Genomic DNA, 20,795 nt, shown 5'->3' with positions numbered 1-20,795 from the left:
AATTAAAATCACATTCAAATTTTCACTAAATTGGGATACACTTTTGAAATTATGAAATTATTTCTAACTCTTTTATTTATTGTCAGTTTTGCTCTGGTTTCAGCGCAAAATAAAGATCTTATTAACGTAAAACGAAACATTTCAGATTCTACTTTAATATCAGAAAGCAAGAAAAGCGATTTCATTTCAAAAGCAGAAAAGGAAACCTCATCAGATATAAAATCAAGTCCCGAGAAATCTACTCTAGCTGAAAATATAAATATCGATCAGGAAATTAATACGGTATTAAATTATAAAGTTAACAGAATCTGGCGAGAAGATTTGTATTGTTTGGTTTGTGGAAAAAGCTCAAGATCAAGTAGAATTGCATAAACTATATTTCCCTTAAACATTCAATTTTCCGAATAATTTTCAGCAAAAAGATACTGTTCCATTTTAATATTTAACTGATGAAATTATCCTTACATCTCTTTTTTATTTTCTTTACCATTCAACTTTCGGCTCAAAATAAACAATTTACTTACGAATATCAATTTATCTCAGATTCTACCAATCAGAAAGATATAAGTAAACAAATCATGATCTTGAATGTTGACAAAGACAAATCACATTACTATAGTTTAGATAAATACATTTCAGATTCTACGATAAATGCAGAAAGCAAAAAAGGTTTGATGGTAATGCCGCTTCCTTATAAAATTTCTGAAATGGATATTAAAGATTTGAACAATAAAAAAATTTCTTTTGAAACTAAAGTTGGTGATTCCAAATACAATGTTGAGCAAAATGTAAATCTAAAATGGAATTTATCTAATGAATTTGATGAACTTTTAAACTATAAAGTACAGAAAGCAACTACAGAATTTGGGGGTAGAACTTGGATTGCATGGTTTGCAAAAGATATTCCGATTCAGGATGGACCTTATAAATTTCATGGTTTACCAGGGTTAATTTTAAAAATTGAGGACAAAACCGCAAGCCACAAATTTGTTTTAAAAGGCATTAAAAATACTAAAAGTCCTTTCGAATATCCTTACCGTAAAGATGAATCTCGGGAAACAAAACTTGATTATGAAGCCTATCTAAAAACATACTTTCAAAATAGAACCGACCCTACAGCATATCTAGTGGGAAGAATTCCTGACCAGAGAGATGCTGAAGGAAATTTCAGAACGGGCGAACAAATTATCCGTGAACAGAAAAAATTTATGCTTGAACAGATCAGCAAAAACAATAATATTATAGAGATTGATATTTTGAAAAGGAAAGGAAAATCTAAGAAATAATCACTTCAAATTCACAATTTCACCTTTCTGAAAATCAATCTTAAAATGGTCTGAAGCATCTCCTGATGACAGTTTTTCTAAAATCTTAAAGAAAGTTTTAAGTTGATTCAAAAAATCATCATTGGTTTTTAAATTTTCAAAATTTTGTTCTAAAATTTTATACTGAGAAAGCCTTTTTTTAAGAATATCTTTTTTTGCCAATTCATCTGCAGATTGTAGTTGATAAAGATTTAAAAGTGCATCTTCAAAGTTCCATTTTGTAAATTTATTTTTGACGTTGTTGGATGTTTTTTGATTTCCTGAACTTAACTCCAACAAATCTTTACCTGAAAGTTTTGAAGCTTTTTCAATAAAATCTTTCGGCCAGTCGGAAGGAATAAAACGAAGTCTCACCAGCTCTTTCAGATGAAACAATGTAAAATCCTGATAATTTTTTGTTTTTAAAATATCTTTATTCCAGATCTCCTTTGAGGAGTTCTTAGTTTTTAAATTATCAAACTCCTTTTCATAAAGCGGAAACAACTCGTTGAATCTTGGAACATTTTTAATGGAAATCGTTTCCACCTCAAATTCATCCTCAGAATTAACCGTGAGAATTTTATACCCAGGAATATACGCTGCTAAAGAAGGAACCTGAATATTGACGAGCATTTTTCCATCATCAAATTTTTTAATTCCGGTATCGTTGATGTGCATATGTCCTGCAAAATGTAATTTCAAACCGGCTTTTGCCAACAATTCTGCAACCTCATCTTGAGGAACTCTATCCATTTGCCATTTATCGTTTCCTAACAATTTTTTGATATCTGAATTAGCATCATCGTTAAAATCTAAAATCGGATAATGAGTAAAAGCAATTAATATTTTATTATATTTTTTAGCTTCGATCACCACTTTTTCAACCCAGGAAAATAAATGTTTTTTATTGGTTAAAATAGTATTGTACCCGATGGAAGCACCTTGAAAATTATTTTCATCTTTCGGATTTCCATTGTTATTTTTGGGAATATAGGTATTTCCATCAATTGCCATTAACCAAATCCCTTCGACTGGTTCAACAACATAAGAAAAGCCAGGCACCGAAAAACCAGGACTTACCTCATACATTCTGTTGGAATATTCAGAGTCTTTTAAAGCATTTTTTAAATTAAATTGTTCATAAGAATCTCTACTGAAGGGAGTCTGCCAAAAAAGATCTTTTTCAGATGGTACAAAACCAAATCCTTTCATCTCATTCAAAATTTCCAGATATCCCGACATCGCAATATCTTTCGTAAGAACAGCTCTTTTTTCTTTATTTTTAATCCATTTCTTGTCACTGACAATTGATAGCTCACCACCCTTTTCATCCATAAAATCAGATTTTCCTCCTTGTTTCAGAAACGGACCGACAGGATCGTGATTACCCGTCGTGATGAAAAACCGCATTTGATATTTTTTCTGATATTCTTCTAAAATTTTCTTTAAACCCCGCAAATTATAAGCTTGTCCGTCATCTGTATAATCTCCGGGAAGCGCAACGATTTTGATATTTCTTTTAGCAATATCATCCAAAGCCGCGAGAAAAGCAAAATAATTTTCATTAAAAATCCTTGTGGAATGCAGTTGAGAATCCATCGTTCTGAGAATAGTTTTCTTACCTGTTTTCGGATTTTCAATTCCTTTAAAATCTGAATCTGAAAATTCTCCATATAAATCCTGAAAATGGACATCAGCTAAAAAAGCAATTTTCACAGGTATTTGCTGGCTTTTTAGATCAAATGAAAAGAAAAAAAGGAAGACGAATAAAATAGGAAGCGATCGATTCAAAACAGGAAATTTTAATTTCGAAAGGTCGGTTTTTAGTTTAAACTGAGTGTGGATCGTATTTTAAATTTGATTTAATTTTTTTAGTTTATGATATTTTTTAAATCGCAAAAGGATCAAAAGATTTTAATTTCTCTCGCAGATTTTGCAGATTCAGCTGATCTTTAAATTTGAGAGAGAAATTTAAAAAAAGCACCTTCAAAAAGAAAGTGCTTCAAAATATCATTAAATTTTTAGATCAAACAAAAAACTGCTGAATCCACAAGATCTGTTTGAATTAAAAGAAAATCATTTCAAATAAGTTTCATACAGATCTGATCTTCTATCTTTCAGAATTTGAACAGAACCATTGTAGTGAAGATCTTTTAGTAAGTTTAAATCAACATCCACTATGAGTGTCATTTCTGTATTTGGAGTAGCTTCACCTTTCACCGCATTTGAAGGAAATGCAAAGTCTGAAGGCGTGAAAACTGCAGCCTGACCAAACTGAATATCCATATTATTTACTCCGGGGAGATTTCCGACACAGCCTGCAATCGCAACATAACATTCGTTTTCAATGGCTCTTGCAGCCGCGCAATGACGAACTCGCATATACGCATTTTGAGTATCGGTAAGATAAGGAACGAATAAAATTTTCATTCCTTGATCGGCTAAAATTCTTGGTAATTCAGGAAATTCAACGTCGTAACAGATAACCAAACCTATTTTTCCACAGTCGGTATCAAACACTTTGATCTCGTTCCCGCCTTTCATTCCGTAGTACTTTCTTTCATTGGGAGTGATATGAATTTTTCTATATTCATCGATTCTACCGTCACGGTGAAGGAGATAACTCACATTGTACAAATCATTATTTTCAAAAATCGGCATACTTCCGGAAATAATATTCACATTATAACTGATAGCCAATTCTGAAATCTTTGCTTTAATTTCTTCCGTAATTTTTGCCAGCTCAATCATACTGTCTCGCTCAGAAAGGTTATTGAATGGAGCCAACAAAGGAGTATTGAACAATTCTGGGAAAAGCACAAAATCTGATTTGTAATCTCCCATAACATTCACAAAAAACTCAACTTGCTCATAAAAAGCATCAATATCTTTAAACTGCCTCATCTGCCACTGCACCAATCCCAAACGGATAACGCTATCCTGCATTGTGTTTGGTTTTTTGCTGTAGTAAATATTATTCCATTGAAGTAAAACCGCATTTTCATGAGAAGCTTCGTCTTCGGGAAGATATTTTTTCAACACTTTTATCGGCAAAAAATTATTAGAAAGCTGGAAAGAAAGCACAGGATCATAAATTTCTTTATCCCTTACTCTTCTGATATATTCTCTAGGCGAAATTTCGTTGCTGTATTTGTGATAGTGCGGAATTCTTCCACCCAAAATAATGGATTTCAGATTTAATAATTCACAAAGCTCTTTTCGGGCATCGTATAATCTTCTTCCCAATCTCAATTTACGATATTCGGGATCAACAAAAATTTCTATTCCGTATAATACATTTCCGGTTGAAATATGGGTATTGAAAGAATAATTTCCGGTGATATCACTATACGTATGATCATCCCCAAACTCATCATAGTTTACAATAATGGATAATGCAACGGCTGCAATTTTTCCGTCTACTGTGATGCAGATTTGCCCGGCTTCAAAAATTTTATTCAGCTTGGCAATGCTTTTTTTTGACCAAACGTATTCTGACATTTGAGGATATGCTCTGCGCATGGTTTCTACCAACTCATCATAGTCGTCTACTTTCAGGGTGCGTGTTTCTATCTGCATAAATGTGTATTTTTCTTAAAGTTACGCAAAAACTCTGCAAACCTTTTGCCATCTTCCTTTAAAAATGGCTTAGACTAAAAACCTATATAAAATTTTATTGACCTATTGGGTTTCTTCGCAACTTTATCTTGGTGTGTTTTCAAGCTGTTTTGAGATATTCTCGATGTTCAAGGCCCAATTACGGCATTTTTGTTTCAAAAGTCTAACATAATTTTTTAATTATTCTAAGATTTTAAGCTTAATTCTAAAAAAAAATTAAATAATAATGTTCAATTTGTCATTTTTGAGGCAACTAATCTCAACTTAAGCATATCACTAAAACGTTAATTAAACTTTAAAAAAAATAAAAAAAGCCTATAAATACAGGTGTTTTTACACGACATCTATTATTTCATTAAATACAAATCTAAAAAAAGAGATTTATTTACAGAAACCACAAAAAAAACCGCAAAAACAAACCAATAAAACAAAATTAACTGCATTAAATTATATTTTTTACGAAAAACATACGCTTTTTTTCGTATATTTATATACTAAAACTGACCTGATGAAGCCTAAATTAACTATTTTTGGTGAACCCATGCTATACACTGAGGGTTTATCAAAACTTCTGACTCAAAGCAGTCTTTTTAATACTATTGATTTGTGTAATTCTTACGAGGCCTTACAAGAGAACCTTCAAGGCAAACCTCCAGAGTTTTTGATGATTAACTCTAATATGCTTATGCTGACAGATCTTTTAAAAAATGTAGAAAATATTACTGCACAAAATAAAACGATAAAGATTATTGTAATTGGCAACAGCTATGATATAATGGATATTAGGAAACTGTTTAATAAAGGAATAAAAAGCTATCTTGATAAAAACAGTAGGTACGATGAATTTTTGAAATCTGTACAAGCCTTACTTTCCAATGAAATTTACATCTGTGACTATGCAAAAGAGAAAATGATCAACTTTTTAAACACGGATGAAAAAAAACAAAAACTTCACATTCAAGATCCTCTTACAAAGCGTGAAATGGAAATATTAAAACTCATCTGCGATGGCTTAAGCAGTAAGGATATTTGCGAAAAACTTTTCATAAGCATTAATACCGTAGAAACTCACCGTAAAAGAATTTTATTAAAACTGAATGTAAAAAATTCTGTCGGTGTGGTAAAATACGCCATCGCAAATCATATTATAGATTAATAACCAATAGTATTACCCTAAGTAAACTCTAGATAAATTTATCTGGAGTTTATTTTTTTGAACAGATTTTTTAAATTCTGCTCCAATTTTTTTTATTCTTCAAACGGATTGTACAGATTTAGCATATTTAAAACATAGAAATAAATCTACATGATGAAATATTTTCATTTACATTGCAATAGGTTTTTACGGTATTCTTTTTATCAAAAGAAAAAAGAGTTTCTCTCACAACTAAATGAGGTGGGTTGAGAACCTTTTATATTAAAATCATTCTCCGATAAGAGGTCGAAAAAAATCATAAAAAAAGTCCGTTTTCACTAGTTGTGAGACGGACTCCCTAAAATTACACTAAAGCTTTTGGGTTTATCTATTGTATGAGGCTACAAACTCTTATTCATAATCCGGCATTTCTGCGTTGCTAAAGAGTATTGTTCTCTGCATATCTGTCAAATCATTATTTAAGTCTACGGTGACTACATTTCTCTGTGAAATATTATCATTAGAAGTATTCGTAAAAATAATCTGAGCATTATTGGGTGAAAAACGAGGATCTAAATCATTTGTACCTTGCGGTCTTTCACTTTCAGAAGATATATCATAGGTAATATTGGATATCAGATCATAGACAAAAATGTGAGTGTCGAGCTGTCTGTAATTACCACTAATATCTTCAAACCCTGAAATATCCCGAGTATACAAAAGACGATTGCCATCTACTGAAAGATTTAAACCTCCACTCGCTCCTAAAGTTCCTGATAAAATTGTCTTTATCGTATTTCCCAACATATCAATGATGTAAATCTGAGTACCATATCCATTGACACTATTGGTTTTTAATGCAATTTTGCTTCCATCATAACTCCAGTCACATTCAGAAATCATCGTTCCGGAAGGTGCTGTGTAGACTAAATTTAAACCACTTCCATCTTTATTTATTCTATAGAGTTTATTAAAGTTTGCATAGAGGAACTCTTGGCCATTGGTACTCCACGAGAAATCCATTTCATTATTATTAAATCCTGCGACGGGTACTGTCGTTACTTTAAAAACATTAGATCCATCAGGATTAGCAGTATAAATATGTGAATTACCTCCTTCAGTTCTTAAAAATGCAATTAATCCTGCATTATTATTTTTTCTAGGTCGCCAACTATTGTAAGACGAATTTGTAAATTGGAAATTTGCTCCCAACTCATTACTCGACACAATGAGTAAGTTTCCATTTTGTTTTTGTACATAATGATAACGATTAAGAGGAACCATATTGGTGGTAAACTTACTAATCGCACTGAGTACAGGCGCGTGTATTCCATCAGAAACTGAAACCTGCCAAAAATAACTTACCCCAAATTTAAGATTCGAAAGTGTATAGTGATTTGTAAGAAGATCATTGACCTGGATAATATTGGTATCAAGATTATTTTTAATGGTTAAATTATATTTTAGCACATCAACTGTATCGGGATCAGTAGAATTCCAAGTAAGCTCAACGATGAGAGGTTGATTCACCGCATTGTCTATAGGACTGAGTAATACCGGAGTGGTAGGCGGTGTATTAAGTGAATTATCATCATCCATTTCGAAAACGGCGGTTACCACCTGATCTTGTTTCTGAATATTGACTGCCTGAAACGTTGTAATATATCCACTCAGCTCAGCCTTTACAGAATAATTTCCAACGGGCATGTTTTTAATCTCAAAAGTACCGTCTGTACCCGTAAATACAGTTTCGGTGGTGGGTGCAGTAAAAATTTTCACGTTTCCAAGAGGAACATTAGTACCTCTTTTCACTACTTTTCCTTTTAATATTCCCGATTGAGCCTGATCTACAAGCTCTTCATTACAAGAGAGAAGGGAAAATGAAATGATAATTATACCGAGAATTTGTAATATAGTTTTCATAGTTTAAGTTTTTATTTTTTTCCTATATAAAAGTTTATTCCAATCGAAAATCTCATCGCCTGATCTTTTCTTTTTCCGTTTATCAAACCATCCCAATCATCTTTAAAACCAAGATCATATTGTGAAGAAACTCTTATTCCTAAGTTTTTTCTGACCATATATTCTAATCCGGCACCAAACTGCCCTTTGTACAATGGTTTCATCCCAGAATACATAGCACCAACTCCTCCATAAACAAATGGACTCAGTTTGTACTGAGGTAAAATGACTGCTTCTAGATTGACTTCCGGAGTAAAGTAGGTACGGGAAAAAATATTTTTATTTTCTATAGTTAAAACACTTGCACTAACGTCTAGATTTAAATAAGGATTAAAAAAATATTTGAATCCAAATTTCCCTCCCAAATTAAACTTAGGGTTTACGTAGTCGTCTTTTACTTTTTGTGTTTCAAGGTTGGTATACAAAGCAAACTGTTGTCTGTAATTGCTTGGATATTTATTACCTACTACTCTATTCAGATTATCATTTTGCTCGTTTTCATAGCTTTTTATAAGTGGTTTGTAAACTCCTATATTCTCATCCACAGATTTCCCCCATATATTGTCTCTTATTCCCTCAACGATCAATCCTTTAACCGCTTTTTCTATGGCTTCTGTCACTGCGAGCTGTACGGGTTCGTTTTGAGTTAGACCAACTTCTGCTTCTAAAAGTCTTTCAGTATCAATGTATCTGAAAAAGCTTCCATTAATACTTGTAGAAAGAATTGTTTTTGAAGTATAAACGGTTTTGAGTATCTCTCCATTTAAGGTAGAAACCGCACGAAGATAAATAGTTATTCTATCTTGTCTATATTGTGTAGAGGCACCGATACCGAAATACCTTGCTCCCAAGCCTCCTGTTAAGACATTGCTATCATAAGAAATAACCCCACCCTCTAGCAAGATTCCTGCATAAAGAAGCGGGGGTAATATTTGGCTATTTTTATCTGCATCTTTAAGATATTCTTGACGGGTAGAGCGAATAATCTGTCTCTCGTTAAGTAGATTAGCAATATTTTCTCTTTCTATAGGAATAAACCATTTGCTGTCTTCTAATGCTTTAATAAGAATTGTTGTAGTACCTTGAGGTACGGCAGTACTCCAATTATTACCATTTTCGGATGGTTTATATTGACCGGTTTGGTCTCTAAACTTATAGACCCCTATTACAATACGTTCTTTTGGCGGGATAAGATCCTTCAGCTCTCTTGTGTAAGCTGTATTTTCGCCAAGTGTTGATTTCTCTGGTGTAGAAGGAAGCCCAAGTAAAGAACTACATCCTATAGAAACACATACAAGTGTAAGACAGAAAAAAATTCTGATGTAAATGTAAAATTTCATGGTAATTTAGTTTTTAGTATTATTTGGGAATCACAATTTCGGATTGGTCTCCGGTAGAAGTATCCAAAATATTAATTAGCAATCCTTGCGCAGTAGTTGTAATCTGAATATACAACGAACCTAAAAGATAGTTTCCGGGTTTAAGAGCCCCATCACCAAATTGATTTTCGAAAAGCTTTTGTGATAATTGACTGAGAATCTGCCTATTTAGGCTTTCACTAAAACTATCCATCGAATTCATGCCGTTTAGCAAATCACTCAAACTATCTTTCTCATCAAATTGATTTTGAGCATTTGCAGAGCTTAATAGCCATTGGTAATTGAAAGTATCACCCCCAAATGCGGGATTGATAGGTTTATAAACAAGTTGCTGAGATTTTCCAAGAAAAAAACTGCAAAACAGTATAAGAAAAACATAAAGTGGTTTCATGGTAATTGTTTTTAGTATATGAATTCATTCTTAATAAGATTTTTCTTAGCAATAAATTCTTTAATCAAACGAAAACTCATAAGCATCTGTTCTTTTAAATAATCTTCACTAGGGTTGGTCATAAAACTATAGATTACCTTATCTTCAATTTCGATATTAATTTGCCCGTTTACTCCGCGTGTGGGAACTTCTGATATAGTAATCGTAGCATTGTCTTTTTTGGGAACTTGGTTGTATTGCATATAAAACAAATCGTAAAAGTCTTTTCCTACTTTGGTTTTTGTTTCATCGATAGTCAACCCTTTGAGTTCCGAGAAGACTTCCTCTTCAATTTTACTTGCTTTTTTACTAAAAGCATCTTGATTTATTTCTAAACTATCTTTAGCAATCAACTTTTGAGATTCTTCGTCTCTTATATATAAGAAAACTTTTAAAGCATCTTTCGTCTCTAGGTTAACACTCATTTCTGATAGTTTTTTTATTTCATTAGGATTTATTGTAAACTTTCCGCTTTGCCGGTTGTTTGAAAGATTACCTCCATTACCTTTTTTAATTGATACTAAGAGATAATTGAGCTCTTTATATACAGAAGTACTATTGATAGCAAACGCTTTAATAATAAACTGCTGCTCTATCGTCTCACGCTCTAATCTGGCAGATACTTTTCTTTCTTCCTGTGCATAACAACCAAGAGACAGAAAGACGGTAAGAAAAGTAAATAATAAAATATTTTTACTTATCATTACTTTTCTATTTAATAATTCCTAATAAAAATGGTTCTGTTATCACCTTTTACATTCACCTTCATATTTTCAGATACGCTGTTACTCCCTGTGATATCGATAATATTATTATTACCTTGGGTAGTGATGACATTTGTTGTTTTGGTATCAGAAAAAAAATTGTTAAAATATAAACTGTTGTAATCTCCAAGCTGCTGTATCATAATATTGGTTTTCGCATTTATCATCGCTTCAATATTATTAGAATCTCCTATTTGTAAAATATTCGAATAAGAAGTATGATTATCTACAGCTTGTAATATTGCTAAATCTAAGACACTGTTACTATTAATTTGATTCCATTCTACTTGTTGTGATTTCAGAGAAGAAAAAGAGAAAAATAAAAATCCTAAGCAAAAAAAGAATCTAGTGAGCATATTCATTTTTTTTTATTTAAAGGTACCTTAATACTTATTGTTACAAAACACATGAATAGGTTACTCTATCAAAATCACTGTTTACCGTTATATTTACTACTAAAAAAATAGTTGATAGAAACTGAAAAGGAGAAGCAAAGATGCTTCTCCTCATTTTTTTATTAAATTGTTAGTTAGACTGTACAACAGTTAATGAGTTTGAATTTCCAATCTGAGTTCCTAAATGGAAATTATAAGTTCCAAATTGGCTTACTGATATCATATTATCGTTTCCTAATTGGAAGTCAATGGCAGTGTTAGAATTACCAACTTGTAATTGATACAGCTCGTTGTCTGAACCAATCTGCAATCCTGTTGCTGAGTTATCATTACCTAATTGAGCTGAAACGGCAACGTTATCTGCACCAATCTGAGTATGAGAAGCCATATTATCATTACCATCCTGATATTGTAAAATATAGTTTCCGCTTCCTAATTGTACAGAAGAAGCATCATTTCTTCTACCTAACTGTACCTGTACAGCAGTATTATCAACACCTAATTGGAAAGCAGATGCCACATTTCTCCTACCATCTTGATATTGTACTACATCATTACCCACTCCCCATTGTATAGAAGTAGCATCGTTTCTTCTACCAATTTGTGTTTGTTCAGTAGAGTTAAAAGCTCCTATTTGCCATGTTTGGGCAGAGTTTCTGTTTCCGTACTGATTTGTTTCGTTTGAGTTTCCTAATCCTACTTGGTCTACATCAATAGAATTTCTGTTACCGTTACTCGAAGCAACATTAATGTTAAATGCTCCAGTTTGGTCAATGTCTGCTGTGTTACGGTTACCGTCTTGTAAAAGATAGTTTTGATTAAAAAACCCTGTTTGATTAACAGTTGCAACATTTAAGTTTCCCATTTGAGTACTCACATCAACGTTTGCTTGAGCGAATGCGAATCCTGTGGCTAGTAGTGTAAAAACACCAGTGATAAAATTTTTCATTTTCAATAAAATTAATTGGTTATTTGTGAGACAAAGATAGAAGCAAAACCAAAGTAAGAAACCACCAATCTCTTGTAAATTTCCAAAATCATTATATCTGGTTTTAAAACTAACCGTTTGTAGTTTTTACTCTCTCACCAATTATTGTTACACAAAATCACGGAGAACCATCACAAATAATAATTAACCAGAATTAGCAATTAGTGCTTGCATTATAGCATGCTTTCTACATTCTCTACATTTTATTTACATCAAAAAAAATAAAAAAACAAAACTAAGAATTAGACAAAAAAATCTATTTTGAAATGTATAGAAATATTTCACCACACTCAGAGAAGATTTTTTGGGATTTTTTTAGAAATATTTAGGAAATAGATTTTTAGATTCCGTTAAGAATACTGATCCTGTTTCACCTGAAAAAGTAAAAAAGCACCTACATTTCTGTAAGTGCTTGATTATAAAAGTGGTCCCACCTGGGCTCGAACCAGGGACCACCTGATTATGAGTCAGGTGCTCTAACCAACTGAGCTATAGGACCTCAAAATTTGGTTAAATTTTGTGTTTGCAAAAATAGTAAAATTTCTTTCACTACAAAACTTTTTATGGCTTTTCTTGACAAAGTTCTACCAAGACACCATTCGTCGATTTCGGATGCAAGAAGACAACTAATTTGTTATCAGCACCTTCTTTAGGTTCTTCAGAGATAAACTGAAATCCTTCTTTTTTTAATCTTTCTACTTCATTCAGTATATTTTCTACGCCAAATGCTAAATGATGAATACCTTCTCCTTTCTTATCAATGAATTTTGAGATTGGACTTTCTGGATTACTGGCCTCTAAAAGTTCAATTTTGCTTTCTCCAGTTTCATAAAAAGAAGTCACAACGCCCTCCCTTTCTACCGTTTCTTTTTTATAAGATTCTTTACCCAAAAGCTTTGTAAAAAGTTCATCAGAAACTCCCAAAGATTTCACTGCAATGCCGATATGTTCTAATTTCATAAGTCTAAAATATATTTTTTTTGATTGCTGATCAATTTTCAAATAAGCAATTCAAACAAAAGTACTAAATTTGCATAAATTATGGAAAGCAACAGACAAAGAAAAGTAGCACAGATTATACAGGAAGATTTCGCAGAACTTTTCCGAAAACAGGCATCAGAAAGTAAACAAAATTTTCTGGTATCGGTTTCCGACGTTAAAGTAACTCCCGATTTGGGAATCGCTAAAATCTATTTAAGTATTTTCCCTCAAGAATTTCGTTCTTCAATTATGGCAGAAATAGAAGCAAATAAGGCACAATACAGAAACTTCATCGGCCAGAAAATGGCAAAACAAGTACGTATTATTCCACAATTGAGCTTTTATCTTGACACTACACTTGATGATGTAGAAAAAATAGAAAGAGAACTAAGAGGCGAAGGTGACAATCCTGTTTTATAACAATATTGAAAAACATTGCATTTTACATCGCATCACGCTACCTTTTATCTAAAAAAGGAAGTACTGCGGTTACATTCATTACCTGGCTTGCAGCTGTGGCGATGAGTGTTGCTGTAGCTGCAATGTTTGTCATTATTTCTGTTTTTTCTGGGCTTGAAGATTTCAACAAATCATTGATCTCTAATCTCCATTCCGATCTAACGATAAAAAGTACATCCGGAAAAACTCTAAAAAATTTTGAGAAAATAAATACTGTTTTAAAAAACAATAAAGAAATTTCCAGCTTCTCTAGAATAATAGAAGAGAAAACCTACATCAATTACAACGGGAAAGGAGACGTTGCCTATCTTCGGGGAGTTGATTCAGCTTACACGAAAGTAAACCCAGTTGATAAAACTATTTTTTACGGTAGCTACCCTTCATTTGAGTATAGCAATGAAGTTATTATGGAACGTTCGCTCCAAAATAGATTGGGAATCCCTGTAGACTCAAACACAGATTTCTCAACGCTTTTCATGCCTAAATCAGGAACGGGAATTATCAATAAAGAAGAAGATATTTACAATAAAAAAGAAATTATTGTTTGTGGTGTTTTTCCCGGAAATGAACAACTCAACAATTATATTATCGCTCCGATAGAATTGGCCGAAGAATTATTAAATCTTCCAAAAAATTCAGCATACCAAATTGTTATCAAGCTTCAAAATCCAGAAAATATAGATTCTGTAAAACAAAATCTACTTAAAACTTTAGGAAAAGATATCGAAATCAAAACGAAAGAAGAAGAAAATGCAGCTTTTTGGAAAATGATCAACACCGAAAAACTATTTATTTATTTAATTTTTGCCTTGGTTATTTTCATCACGACTTTTAATTTGGCTGGTGCCATCATTATCTTACAGCTTGATAAAAAGCAACAAGCTAAATCTCTTATTTCTTTAGGTTTTCCTTTAGCACATCTTAGAATGACGTATTTCTATACAGGAATTCTGATTGTGATTTTAGGCGTTGTTTCCGGTCTTCTTTTAGGAACCGCTCTATGTTATTTCCAAATTTATACCGAATTATTTAAAGCAGTAGAAGATTTGCCTTTCCCTGTAAAAATTGTTGGTGAAAATTATTTAATCGTTGCAACCATCGCTTCTGTCTTTGGAATTATTATTTCTTGGTTTTTTTCTAAAATCAGCAAAGACTATATTACTAAAAATTAATATTTTAAATTTTTATTTATTTGTAAATTTGCCTCCCAATTTAGAAAAAATGAGACGAATTTTACATTCATTCTTGCTAATCCTGACCAGTATCAGTGCTTTAGCTCAAATTCCAGCCAATTATTATAGTACTGCAACCGGAACAGGTGCTACACTTAAAACCCAACTTAAAGACATCATCACTGCAGGACACAATCCTGGATCTTATGGTGGCTTATGGATTGCATACCAAACAACAGACCGTGATTATTATTACGAAAACGATGGTACAATTCTTGACATTTATTCAGAAAGACCAACTGCAGCAGACCCATATAATTTTACTGTTGGAACCAACCAATGCGGTAGCTACAACAGTGAATCTGATTGTTATAATAGAGAACATATTATTCCGCAAAGCTTATTCAATGAAGCATTACCGATGGTAGCAGATATACATTTCATACGTGCTACCGATGGATATGTTAACAACATAAGAGGCAGCTTTCCTTTTGGAAACGTAGGCGTTACAAATTACATTTCTAATAATGGTTCTAAAAGAGGTAGTTCTGTTTCTGCTGGATATACAGGAACCGTCTTTGAACCTATTGATGAATTTAAAGGTGATATAGCAAGAATGATTTTTTACTTTGTAACAAGATATGAAACTCAATTATCAGGATTTAGTTCAGGCAATATGCTTGGTAATTCTGCTTATCCAGGTTTGCAAATATGGGAACTTAACCAACTTTTAGCTTGGCACAATTTAGACCCAGTTTCTCCTGCTGAAATAGGAAGAAACAATGCTTCATATACTTATCAGGGAAACAGAAACCCTTATATTGACAATCCTAATTATGTAAATTTAGTTTGGGGAACACCAACTACAGATACACAAGCTCCGACAACTCCAACAAACTTAGTAGCAAACAACCCTACTGCAAGTACTGTTGCATTAAGCTGGACTGCATCTACAGACAATGTAGGCGTTACAGGATATGATATTTATGCTAATGGAGTTTTAAAATCGACAGTTTCAGGAACATCTACAACCGTTCAAGCACTAAACTCTTCTACAACTTACGATTTCTACGTTATTGCTAAAGATGCAGCAGGAAACCCATCTGCTCAAAGTAATATCGCAACTGAAACCACGCTTGCCGGATCTGGTGGCGGAACCGGAACTTGTGGAACTGAAGATTTCGAAAACATTACAGGAACAGGAAACGGATATGGTACAAGAACTTGGACCAATAACAATATAACTTGGACAGCAACTGATGCAAGAATAGATCAAACCATAACAGGAAAAGCAATTACCCTTCAAAATGGAAGTTTAACAAGTAGCTCTATTTCTGGAGGTATTGGAACACTTACTGTTACTACACAGCGTAAATTCGGAGGAACTTCTTCTAATTTAAACTTACAGATAAACGGTACAACTGTAGGAACGATTCCTTACAGTGATGCAGTTACTACAACCACGATCAGCAATATCAATGTTTCAGGAAATATAATCATTAAACTGATCAATCCTGTAGCTTCAAACAGAGTAGCTATTGATGATTTATCTTGGACTTGTGCAGCTTCTTTATCAACTGTTGAAAATTCAAAAGAAAAAGCATTCAATATTTATCCAAACCCGGTTAAAAACCATGAATTATTTGTAAAAGGTGAAAACTTAAGCAAAATTTCGAAAGCTGAGATCTATGATCTTTCAGGAAAACTGATTAAGAATATTGCAAATCCTTTCAAAAACTCAAACAAAATTAATCTTCATGGAGTAACTAAAGGTGTTTATATCTTGAAAACAGACAACAACACTACAAAATTCATCGTAGACTAAGACAACAAATATTTTCAATACAAAAGACCGGTTTTTATCGGTCTTTTTTTTATTTTTGGTATATGGATTCCAGCAACAAATTAGGACTGATCGGAAAAAACATCTCCTACTCTTTTTCAAAAAAATATTTTGAAGATAAATTTAAAAAGAAAAAACTCAGTAATTTTTCATACGAAATTTTCGACCTACAGGAAATCAATGAAATTGAAGAACTCCTTTTAAAACCTAACCTTTTAGGATTTAATGTAACGATTCCTTATAAAGAAAAAATTATAGATTACCTGGATGAGTTGAGTGATGAGGCTAAAAAAATAGGCGCTATAAACTGTGTCTTAATTGAAAACGGAAAGAAAACCGGCTACAATACAGATGCTTTTGGTTTTGAAAAAACTTTAGTTGCACACAAAAAACCACATCACGAATCAGCTTTGGTTTTAGGAAATGGTGGCGCTGCAAAAGCAATACAGTATGTTTTAGACAAACATCAGATTCCGTATCAGACGATTTCAAGAAAGTCAGAAATTAATTTTGAAAATATAGACTCAGAAACGGTTTCAAAAAACAAATTGATTATTCAATGTACTCCGGTGGGAACTTTTCCAAATACCGAAGATTGTTTAAATTTCCCTTTTGAAGCCCTTACAAATCAACATTTGGTGATTGACCTAATTTACAATCCCGAGTGCAGTCAATTTCTTTTAAATTCATCACAAAACGGAGCAAAAACCGTTAACGGATATTATATGCTCGAACAACAGGCAGAAAAAGCTTGGGAAATTTGGTCGGTTAAAAAAAAATAACATAAATTAGTAACTTAATTGGTTTATATTAGCTCGCTTTAAGAAGTTAATACCATTATTCATAAAAGATTTGCTATGACAACAGAAAATAATCTTTCTGAAAACGAAGAACAAAAACCTTCTACAGAACTTCAGGAAACAGTTGAGACCATTGAGAATACAGAAGAAAACCATCAGGAAGAAGACCCCGATGCGCCTCATCACGATTCTATTGCCGACCTGTCTCTAGCCGACACTCTGAAAGAAATGGAAAAAATCATCAACTCTAATAATGCAGGTGAACGATACAGAGAATTCAATGCATTAAAGGAAAAAGCAAATCATACGATTCACGACGAAATCGAAGATAAAAAGCATGAATACACCGATGCAGGAAATGCAATCGAAAATTTCAGCTACGAGCACCCTTCTCAATCTAAACTTTCAGGTCTGATTCATATTTTTAGAGAAAAACATGATAATTTCCAGAAAAATCAGGAAGAAGAACAGAAAAAAAATCTAGATCAGCGCCAAAGTATCATTGAAAGACTTAAAAATCTTTATACTAATTCTGAGCCTGGAGTGAATCTTTTCAAATCGATTAGAGAGATTAAGGAAGAATGGTCAAATTCTGGTCAGGTTGCAAAATCTGAATTTAAAATTTTAAACAACAACTATTTCCATCATTTGAATCAATTTTATCAGATGTTGGATCTAAATAAAGAGTTTCTAGAGCAGGAATACAGCCACAACTTAGAAAAAAGACAGCACATTATTGCACGAGCAAAAGAGCTGGAAAACGAGCCGGTTGTACAAAAAGCTTTAAACGAACTTCAATATCTTCACAAGCTTTGGAAAGAAGAAGCAGAACCAGTTTCTGAAGAATTTCGTGAAAAAACCTGGGAAGAGTTCAAAGAAATTTCAAATAAAATTCACGAGAGAAAAACCGAGCTTTCTGCAGCTATTGAAACTGAGCAGAACGCCAATCTCGAGAAGAAAAACGAAATCATCACTGAAATCAAAAATCTTTCTGAGCCAAAAGACAATCCTAATCATACCTACTGGCAAAACTCCATCAAAAAAGTGGAAGAATTGCGTTCAGAATTCTTGAAAACAGGAAGTGTGCCCAGAAAATTATCCAACAACAACTGGAATGATTTCAAATCTATACTAAGAGCCTTCAACACTACAAAAAATAATTATTATAAATCTCTAAAAGGTTCTCAACAACAGAATCTTGATGAGAAAATGAAACTTATTCAGACCGCAAAAGACAATATGCTTTCTGAAGATTGGGATCTTGCAGTGGCTTTATTTAAGAAACTTCAGGAAGATTGGAAGAAAATCGGTCACGTTCCTAAAAGCATGACCAATAAAATCTGGGATGAATTCCGTGATGCATGTAACACGTTCTTTAATAACTACAGAGAAAAAAGCAGCGCTTCTACCGATAACTGGAAAGAAAACTATAAACTAAAAAAAGACCTTCTTGAGGAGCTGAAAACAATCTCAGACGAAGAAGGAAGTATAGAAAAGATAGAAGCCATCAAAAGCTCATGGAACAATATTGGAAAAGTTCCGAGAGACAAAATGGCAATTAACTCTGAGTTTAATAAAACATTAAGAGAAAAGCTGAAGCTTAACAAAATTAATGAGCTTGAACTGAAAGAAGAAGGCTTATCTGAAAATCAATTAACTGATAAAGCCAGAAAAATCAAGAGTCAAATCTCGGATCTTGAAGCTGAAATCGTTAAACTTGAAAACAACTTGGCGTTCTTCAAAAATCCATCAAGAGAAAACCCTCTCTTAAGAGATACTTACAATACGATTGATGACAAAAAAGCTCATCTTGAGACTTTAAAGCAGAATCTTCACAGTATTATCGCTGGAGAATAATTAAAAATTAAAGTATAATCTATAGAGCGAAGCAAAGAAATTTGTATTCGCTTTTTTTATCTTATGCAAGACGAATTTTACATCAGAAGATGCATTGAGCTCGCTCAGAAAGCCATCGGAAACACCTACCCTAATCCATTAGTAGGAAGTGTGATTGTTCACAATGATAAAATAATTGGTGAAGGTTATCATTATAAAGCCGGTGAAAACCATGCGGAGATCAATGCTATAAATTCTATTGAAGATAAAAGCCTGATTCCTGAATCTACAATCTATGTTTCTTTGGAACCTTGTGCCCATTTCGGGAAAACACCGCCCTGTGCTTTAAAGATTGTTGAACTTGGCTTTAAAAAAGTTGTTATCGGTGCGATGGATTCTCATGATAAAGTCAAAGGAAAAGGCAAGAAGATCATTCAGGATGCAGGAATTGAAGTTACATCAGGTATTTTGGAAAAAGAATGTATTGAATTAAACAAAAGATTTTTCACGTATCACGAAAAAAGGAGACCTTTTATCATCTTAAAATGGGCAGAATCGGGCGATCGTTTTATGGATAAAGATTTTAAGCCTACCCAAATCAGCAACTCATTGACCAAACAATTTGTACATCAGCTGAGAAGCAATGAGCATTCTATTCTGATTGGAACCATGACTGCTTTAAGAGATAACCCGAGTCTTACCACAAGAGAAATTGTAGGCAGAAACCCTATTAGAATTTTGATTGATATTGATTTAAAAGTTCCAACTGATTTCAACATTTATAGCAACGAAGCAGAAACTTTAGTTTTTAATTCTGTAAAAGAAGGTGAAGAAGGAAATATAAAATTCATCAAAACCTCAAGAGAAAATTTCATTAAAAATATGTTGAAAAAATTACACGAACTTCAGATACAATCGATTATCGTAGAAGGTGGAAGTTTGGTGCTACAACAATTTATTGATGCAAATTTATGGGATGAGACGATTATTATTAAAAATAAAAATTTAGTTTTAGAAAACGGAACGAAGGCTCCAAGATTTAATCAAACACCTCTCGATACTCAGGATTTCCGAGACAATGTTATTGAATTTTATAAAAACTTTCATTAAGAAGCTGACAAATGCTGCACGAATACAAAACCATAGAAAAACCTGTAGAAAACACCTTGCTTAAAGAAAAAGGAAGCAAATTCATCGGTTTTGCTTTTCCGGTTAATAGTGAAGTTGAACTTAAAAGTGCTTTAGAGAAAATAAGAACCGAGCATCCAAAGGCGACGCATCATTGTTATGCTTTCAGAATGGGTTTAAATGGTGAAAATTATCGCGCCAATGATGACGGTGAACCGTCCGGAAGTGCAGGCTTACCTATTTACAACCAACTTTTAGCTAATGAGATAACCAATGTTTTAGTGATAAGTGTTCGTTATTATGGCGGAACAAAACTGGGTGTTTCAGGTTTGGTAAAAGCTTATAAAGAATCTGCTAAAATTACTTTAGAAGAAGCCCAAATCATTACAAAAGAACTGGAAACTGAAATAGAAATTCAGTTTCAGTTTAATCAGCAGAATCTTATTTTCACTTTACTTTCAAAATTTGATGCGAAGGTTTTGAATTTTGACGCCAATGAAAACTGTATTTTGACTGCCTCATTAAAAACAGCACAAAAAGAAAACATCTCAGAAAAATTATCTGAGATGCAACATATTTCTTTTGAATTTAAAGATTAAAT

19 protein-coding genes and 1 tRNA gene are annotated in these 20,795 nt (G+C 32.8%); 10 read left to right on the top strand and 10 right to left on the bottom strand.

Annotated elements, in window-relative coordinates; translation table 11 throughout:
* Window positions 1–51 precede the first annotated feature (51 nt).
* Window positions 52–372: a hypothetical protein gene (locus tag B5X64_RS17250; protein ID WP_079466423.1), complete on the top strand. Its 321-nt coding sequence runs from the start codon at window positions 52–54 to the stop codon at window positions 370–372.
* 77 nt (window positions 373–449) lie between these two features.
* The gene (locus tag B5X64_RS17245; protein ID WP_079466422.1) at window positions 450–1,286 is read left to right on the top strand and encodes a GLPGLI family protein; all 837 of its coding nucleotides are present in this window, start codon (window positions 450–452) and stop codon (window positions 1,284–1,286) included.
* Here the strand turns inward: B5X64_RS17245 and B5X64_RS17240 are convergent, their stop codons facing one another.
* Entirely contained in the window at window positions 1,287–3,020 is a 1,734-nt protein-coding gene (locus tag B5X64_RS17240) for a metallophosphoesterase family protein (protein WP_228418972.1), read from the bottom strand. It abuts the gene before it with no gap.
* Window positions 3,021–3,380: 360 nt separating this feature from the next.
* Entirely contained in the window at window positions 3,381–4,883 is a 1,503-nt protein-coding gene (locus tag B5X64_RS17235) for a bifunctional GNAT family N-acetyltransferase/carbon-nitrogen hydrolase family protein (RefSeq protein ID WP_079466420.1), read from the bottom strand.
* Window positions 4,884–5,430: 547 nt separating this feature from the next.
* Here B5X64_RS17235 and B5X64_RS17230 point away from each other — a divergent pair.
* Entirely contained in the window at window positions 5,431–6,078 is a 648-nt protein-coding gene (locus B5X64_RS17230) for a response regulator transcription factor (protein ID WP_079466419.1), read from the top strand.
* A gap of 390 nt (window positions 6,079–6,468) precedes the next feature.
* On the opposite strand, the gene B5X64_RS17225 is transcribed toward B5X64_RS17230, so the two are convergent.
* The 8 genes from B5X64_RS17225 to mce all read right to left on the bottom strand — a co-directional run bounded on the left by B5X64_RS17225 (window position 6,469) and on the right by mce (window position 12,935).
* Complete coding sequence (locus B5X64_RS17225) at window positions 6,469–7,980, bottom strand: carboxypeptidase-like regulatory domain-containing protein (RefSeq protein WP_079466418.1); 1,512 nt, start codon at window positions 7,978–7,980, stop codon at window positions 6,469–6,471.
* A gap of 11 nt (window positions 7,981–7,991) precedes the next feature.
* Window positions 7,992–9,359, bottom strand: a complete 1,368-nt coding sequence (locus B5X64_RS17220) for a CsgG/HfaB family protein (protein WP_079466417.1) — start codon at window positions 9,357–9,359, stop codon at window positions 7,992–7,994.
* A 19-nt stretch (window positions 9,360–9,378) separates the two neighbouring features.
* A complete protein-coding gene (locus tag B5X64_RS17215; RefSeq protein WP_079466416.1) occupies window positions 9,379–9,789 on the bottom strand; it encodes a curli production assembly/transport component CsgF in 411 nt (136 codons plus the stop codon).
* Window positions 9,790–9,800: 11 nt separating this feature from the next.
* On the bottom strand, window positions 9,801–10,532 hold the full coding sequence (locus B5X64_RS17210) for a CsgE family curli-type amyloid fiber assembly protein (protein WP_079466415.1): 732 nt from the start codon (window positions 10,530–10,532) through the stop codon (window positions 9,801–9,803).
* Between the two features lie 11 nt (window positions 10,533–10,543).
* Complete coding sequence (locus B5X64_RS17205; RefSeq protein WP_228418970.1) at window positions 10,544–10,954, bottom strand: hypothetical protein; 411 nt, start codon at window positions 10,952–10,954, stop codon at window positions 10,544–10,546.
* Window positions 10,955–11,117: 163 nt separating this feature from the next.
* Complete coding sequence (locus tag B5X64_RS17200; protein WP_079466413.1) at window positions 11,118–11,936, bottom strand: hypothetical protein; 819 nt, start codon at window positions 11,934–11,936, stop codon at window positions 11,118–11,120.
* A 464-nt stretch (window positions 11,937–12,400) separates the two neighbouring features.
* Window positions 12,401–12,474, bottom strand: a tRNA-Ile gene (locus B5X64_RS17195).
* 62 nt (window positions 12,475–12,536) lie between these two features.
* Window positions 12,537–12,935 (bottom strand): methylmalonyl-CoA epimerase, encoded by a 399-nt coding sequence (gene mce / locus B5X64_RS17190; protein WP_074231120.1) that lies wholly within the window; start codon window positions 12,933–12,935, stop codon window positions 12,537–12,539.
* A gap of 81 nt (window positions 12,936–13,016) precedes the next feature.
* Here mce and rbfA point away from each other — a divergent pair, with 81 nt between their 5' ends.
* The 7 genes from rbfA to B5X64_RS17155 all read left to right on the top strand — a co-directional run bounded on the left by rbfA (window position 13,017) and on the right by B5X64_RS17155 (window position 20,793).
* Complete coding sequence (gene rbfA, locus B5X64_RS17185; protein WP_066680287.1) at window positions 13,017–13,376, top strand: 30S ribosome-binding factor RbfA; 360 nt, start codon at window positions 13,017–13,019, stop codon at window positions 13,374–13,376.
* Between the two features lie 5 nt (window positions 13,377–13,381).
* A complete protein-coding gene (locus tag B5X64_RS17180; protein WP_079466412.1) occupies window positions 13,382–14,587 on the top strand; it encodes an ABC transporter permease in 1,206 nt (401 codons plus the stop codon).
* A gap of 49 nt (window positions 14,588–14,636) precedes the next feature.
* Complete coding sequence (locus tag B5X64_RS17175; protein WP_079466465.1) at window positions 14,637–16,412, top strand: endonuclease; 1,776 nt, start codon at window positions 14,637–14,639, stop codon at window positions 16,410–16,412.
* Window positions 16,413–16,474: 62 nt separating this feature from the next.
* A complete protein-coding gene (locus tag B5X64_RS17170) occupies window positions 16,475–17,212 on the top strand; it encodes a shikimate dehydrogenase family protein (RefSeq protein ID WP_079466411.1) in 738 nt (245 codons plus the stop codon).
* Between the two features lie 75 nt (window positions 17,213–17,287).
* The gene (locus B5X64_RS17165) at window positions 17,288–19,087 is read left to right on the top strand and encodes a DUF349 domain-containing protein (RefSeq protein ID WP_079466410.1); all 1,800 of its coding nucleotides are present in this window, start codon (window positions 17,288–17,290) and stop codon (window positions 19,085–19,087) included.
* A 63-nt stretch (window positions 19,088–19,150) separates the two neighbouring features.
* The gene (ribD, locus tag B5X64_RS17160; RefSeq protein ID WP_079466409.1) at window positions 19,151–20,176 is read left to right on the top strand and encodes a bifunctional diaminohydroxyphosphoribosylaminopyrimidine deaminase/5-amino-6-(5-phosphoribosylamino)uracil reductase RibD; all 1,026 of its coding nucleotides are present in this window, start codon (window positions 19,151–19,153) and stop codon (window positions 20,174–20,176) included.
* Window positions 20,177–20,187: 11 nt separating this feature from the next.
* On the top strand, window positions 20,188–20,793 hold the full coding sequence (locus tag B5X64_RS17155; RefSeq protein WP_079466408.1) for an IMPACT family protein: 606 nt from the start codon (window positions 20,188–20,190) through the stop codon (window positions 20,791–20,793).
* Window positions 20,794–20,795 lie beyond the last annotated feature (2 nt).

This window comes from Chryseobacterium balustinum (assembly GCF_900168205.1).
GTDB lineage: Bacteria > Bacteroidota > Bacteroidia > Flavobacteriales > Weeksellaceae > Chryseobacterium > Chryseobacterium balustinum.
Note: the sequence above shows the minus strand (reverse complement) of the source record. Positions and strands in the feature narration are given on the sequence as shown.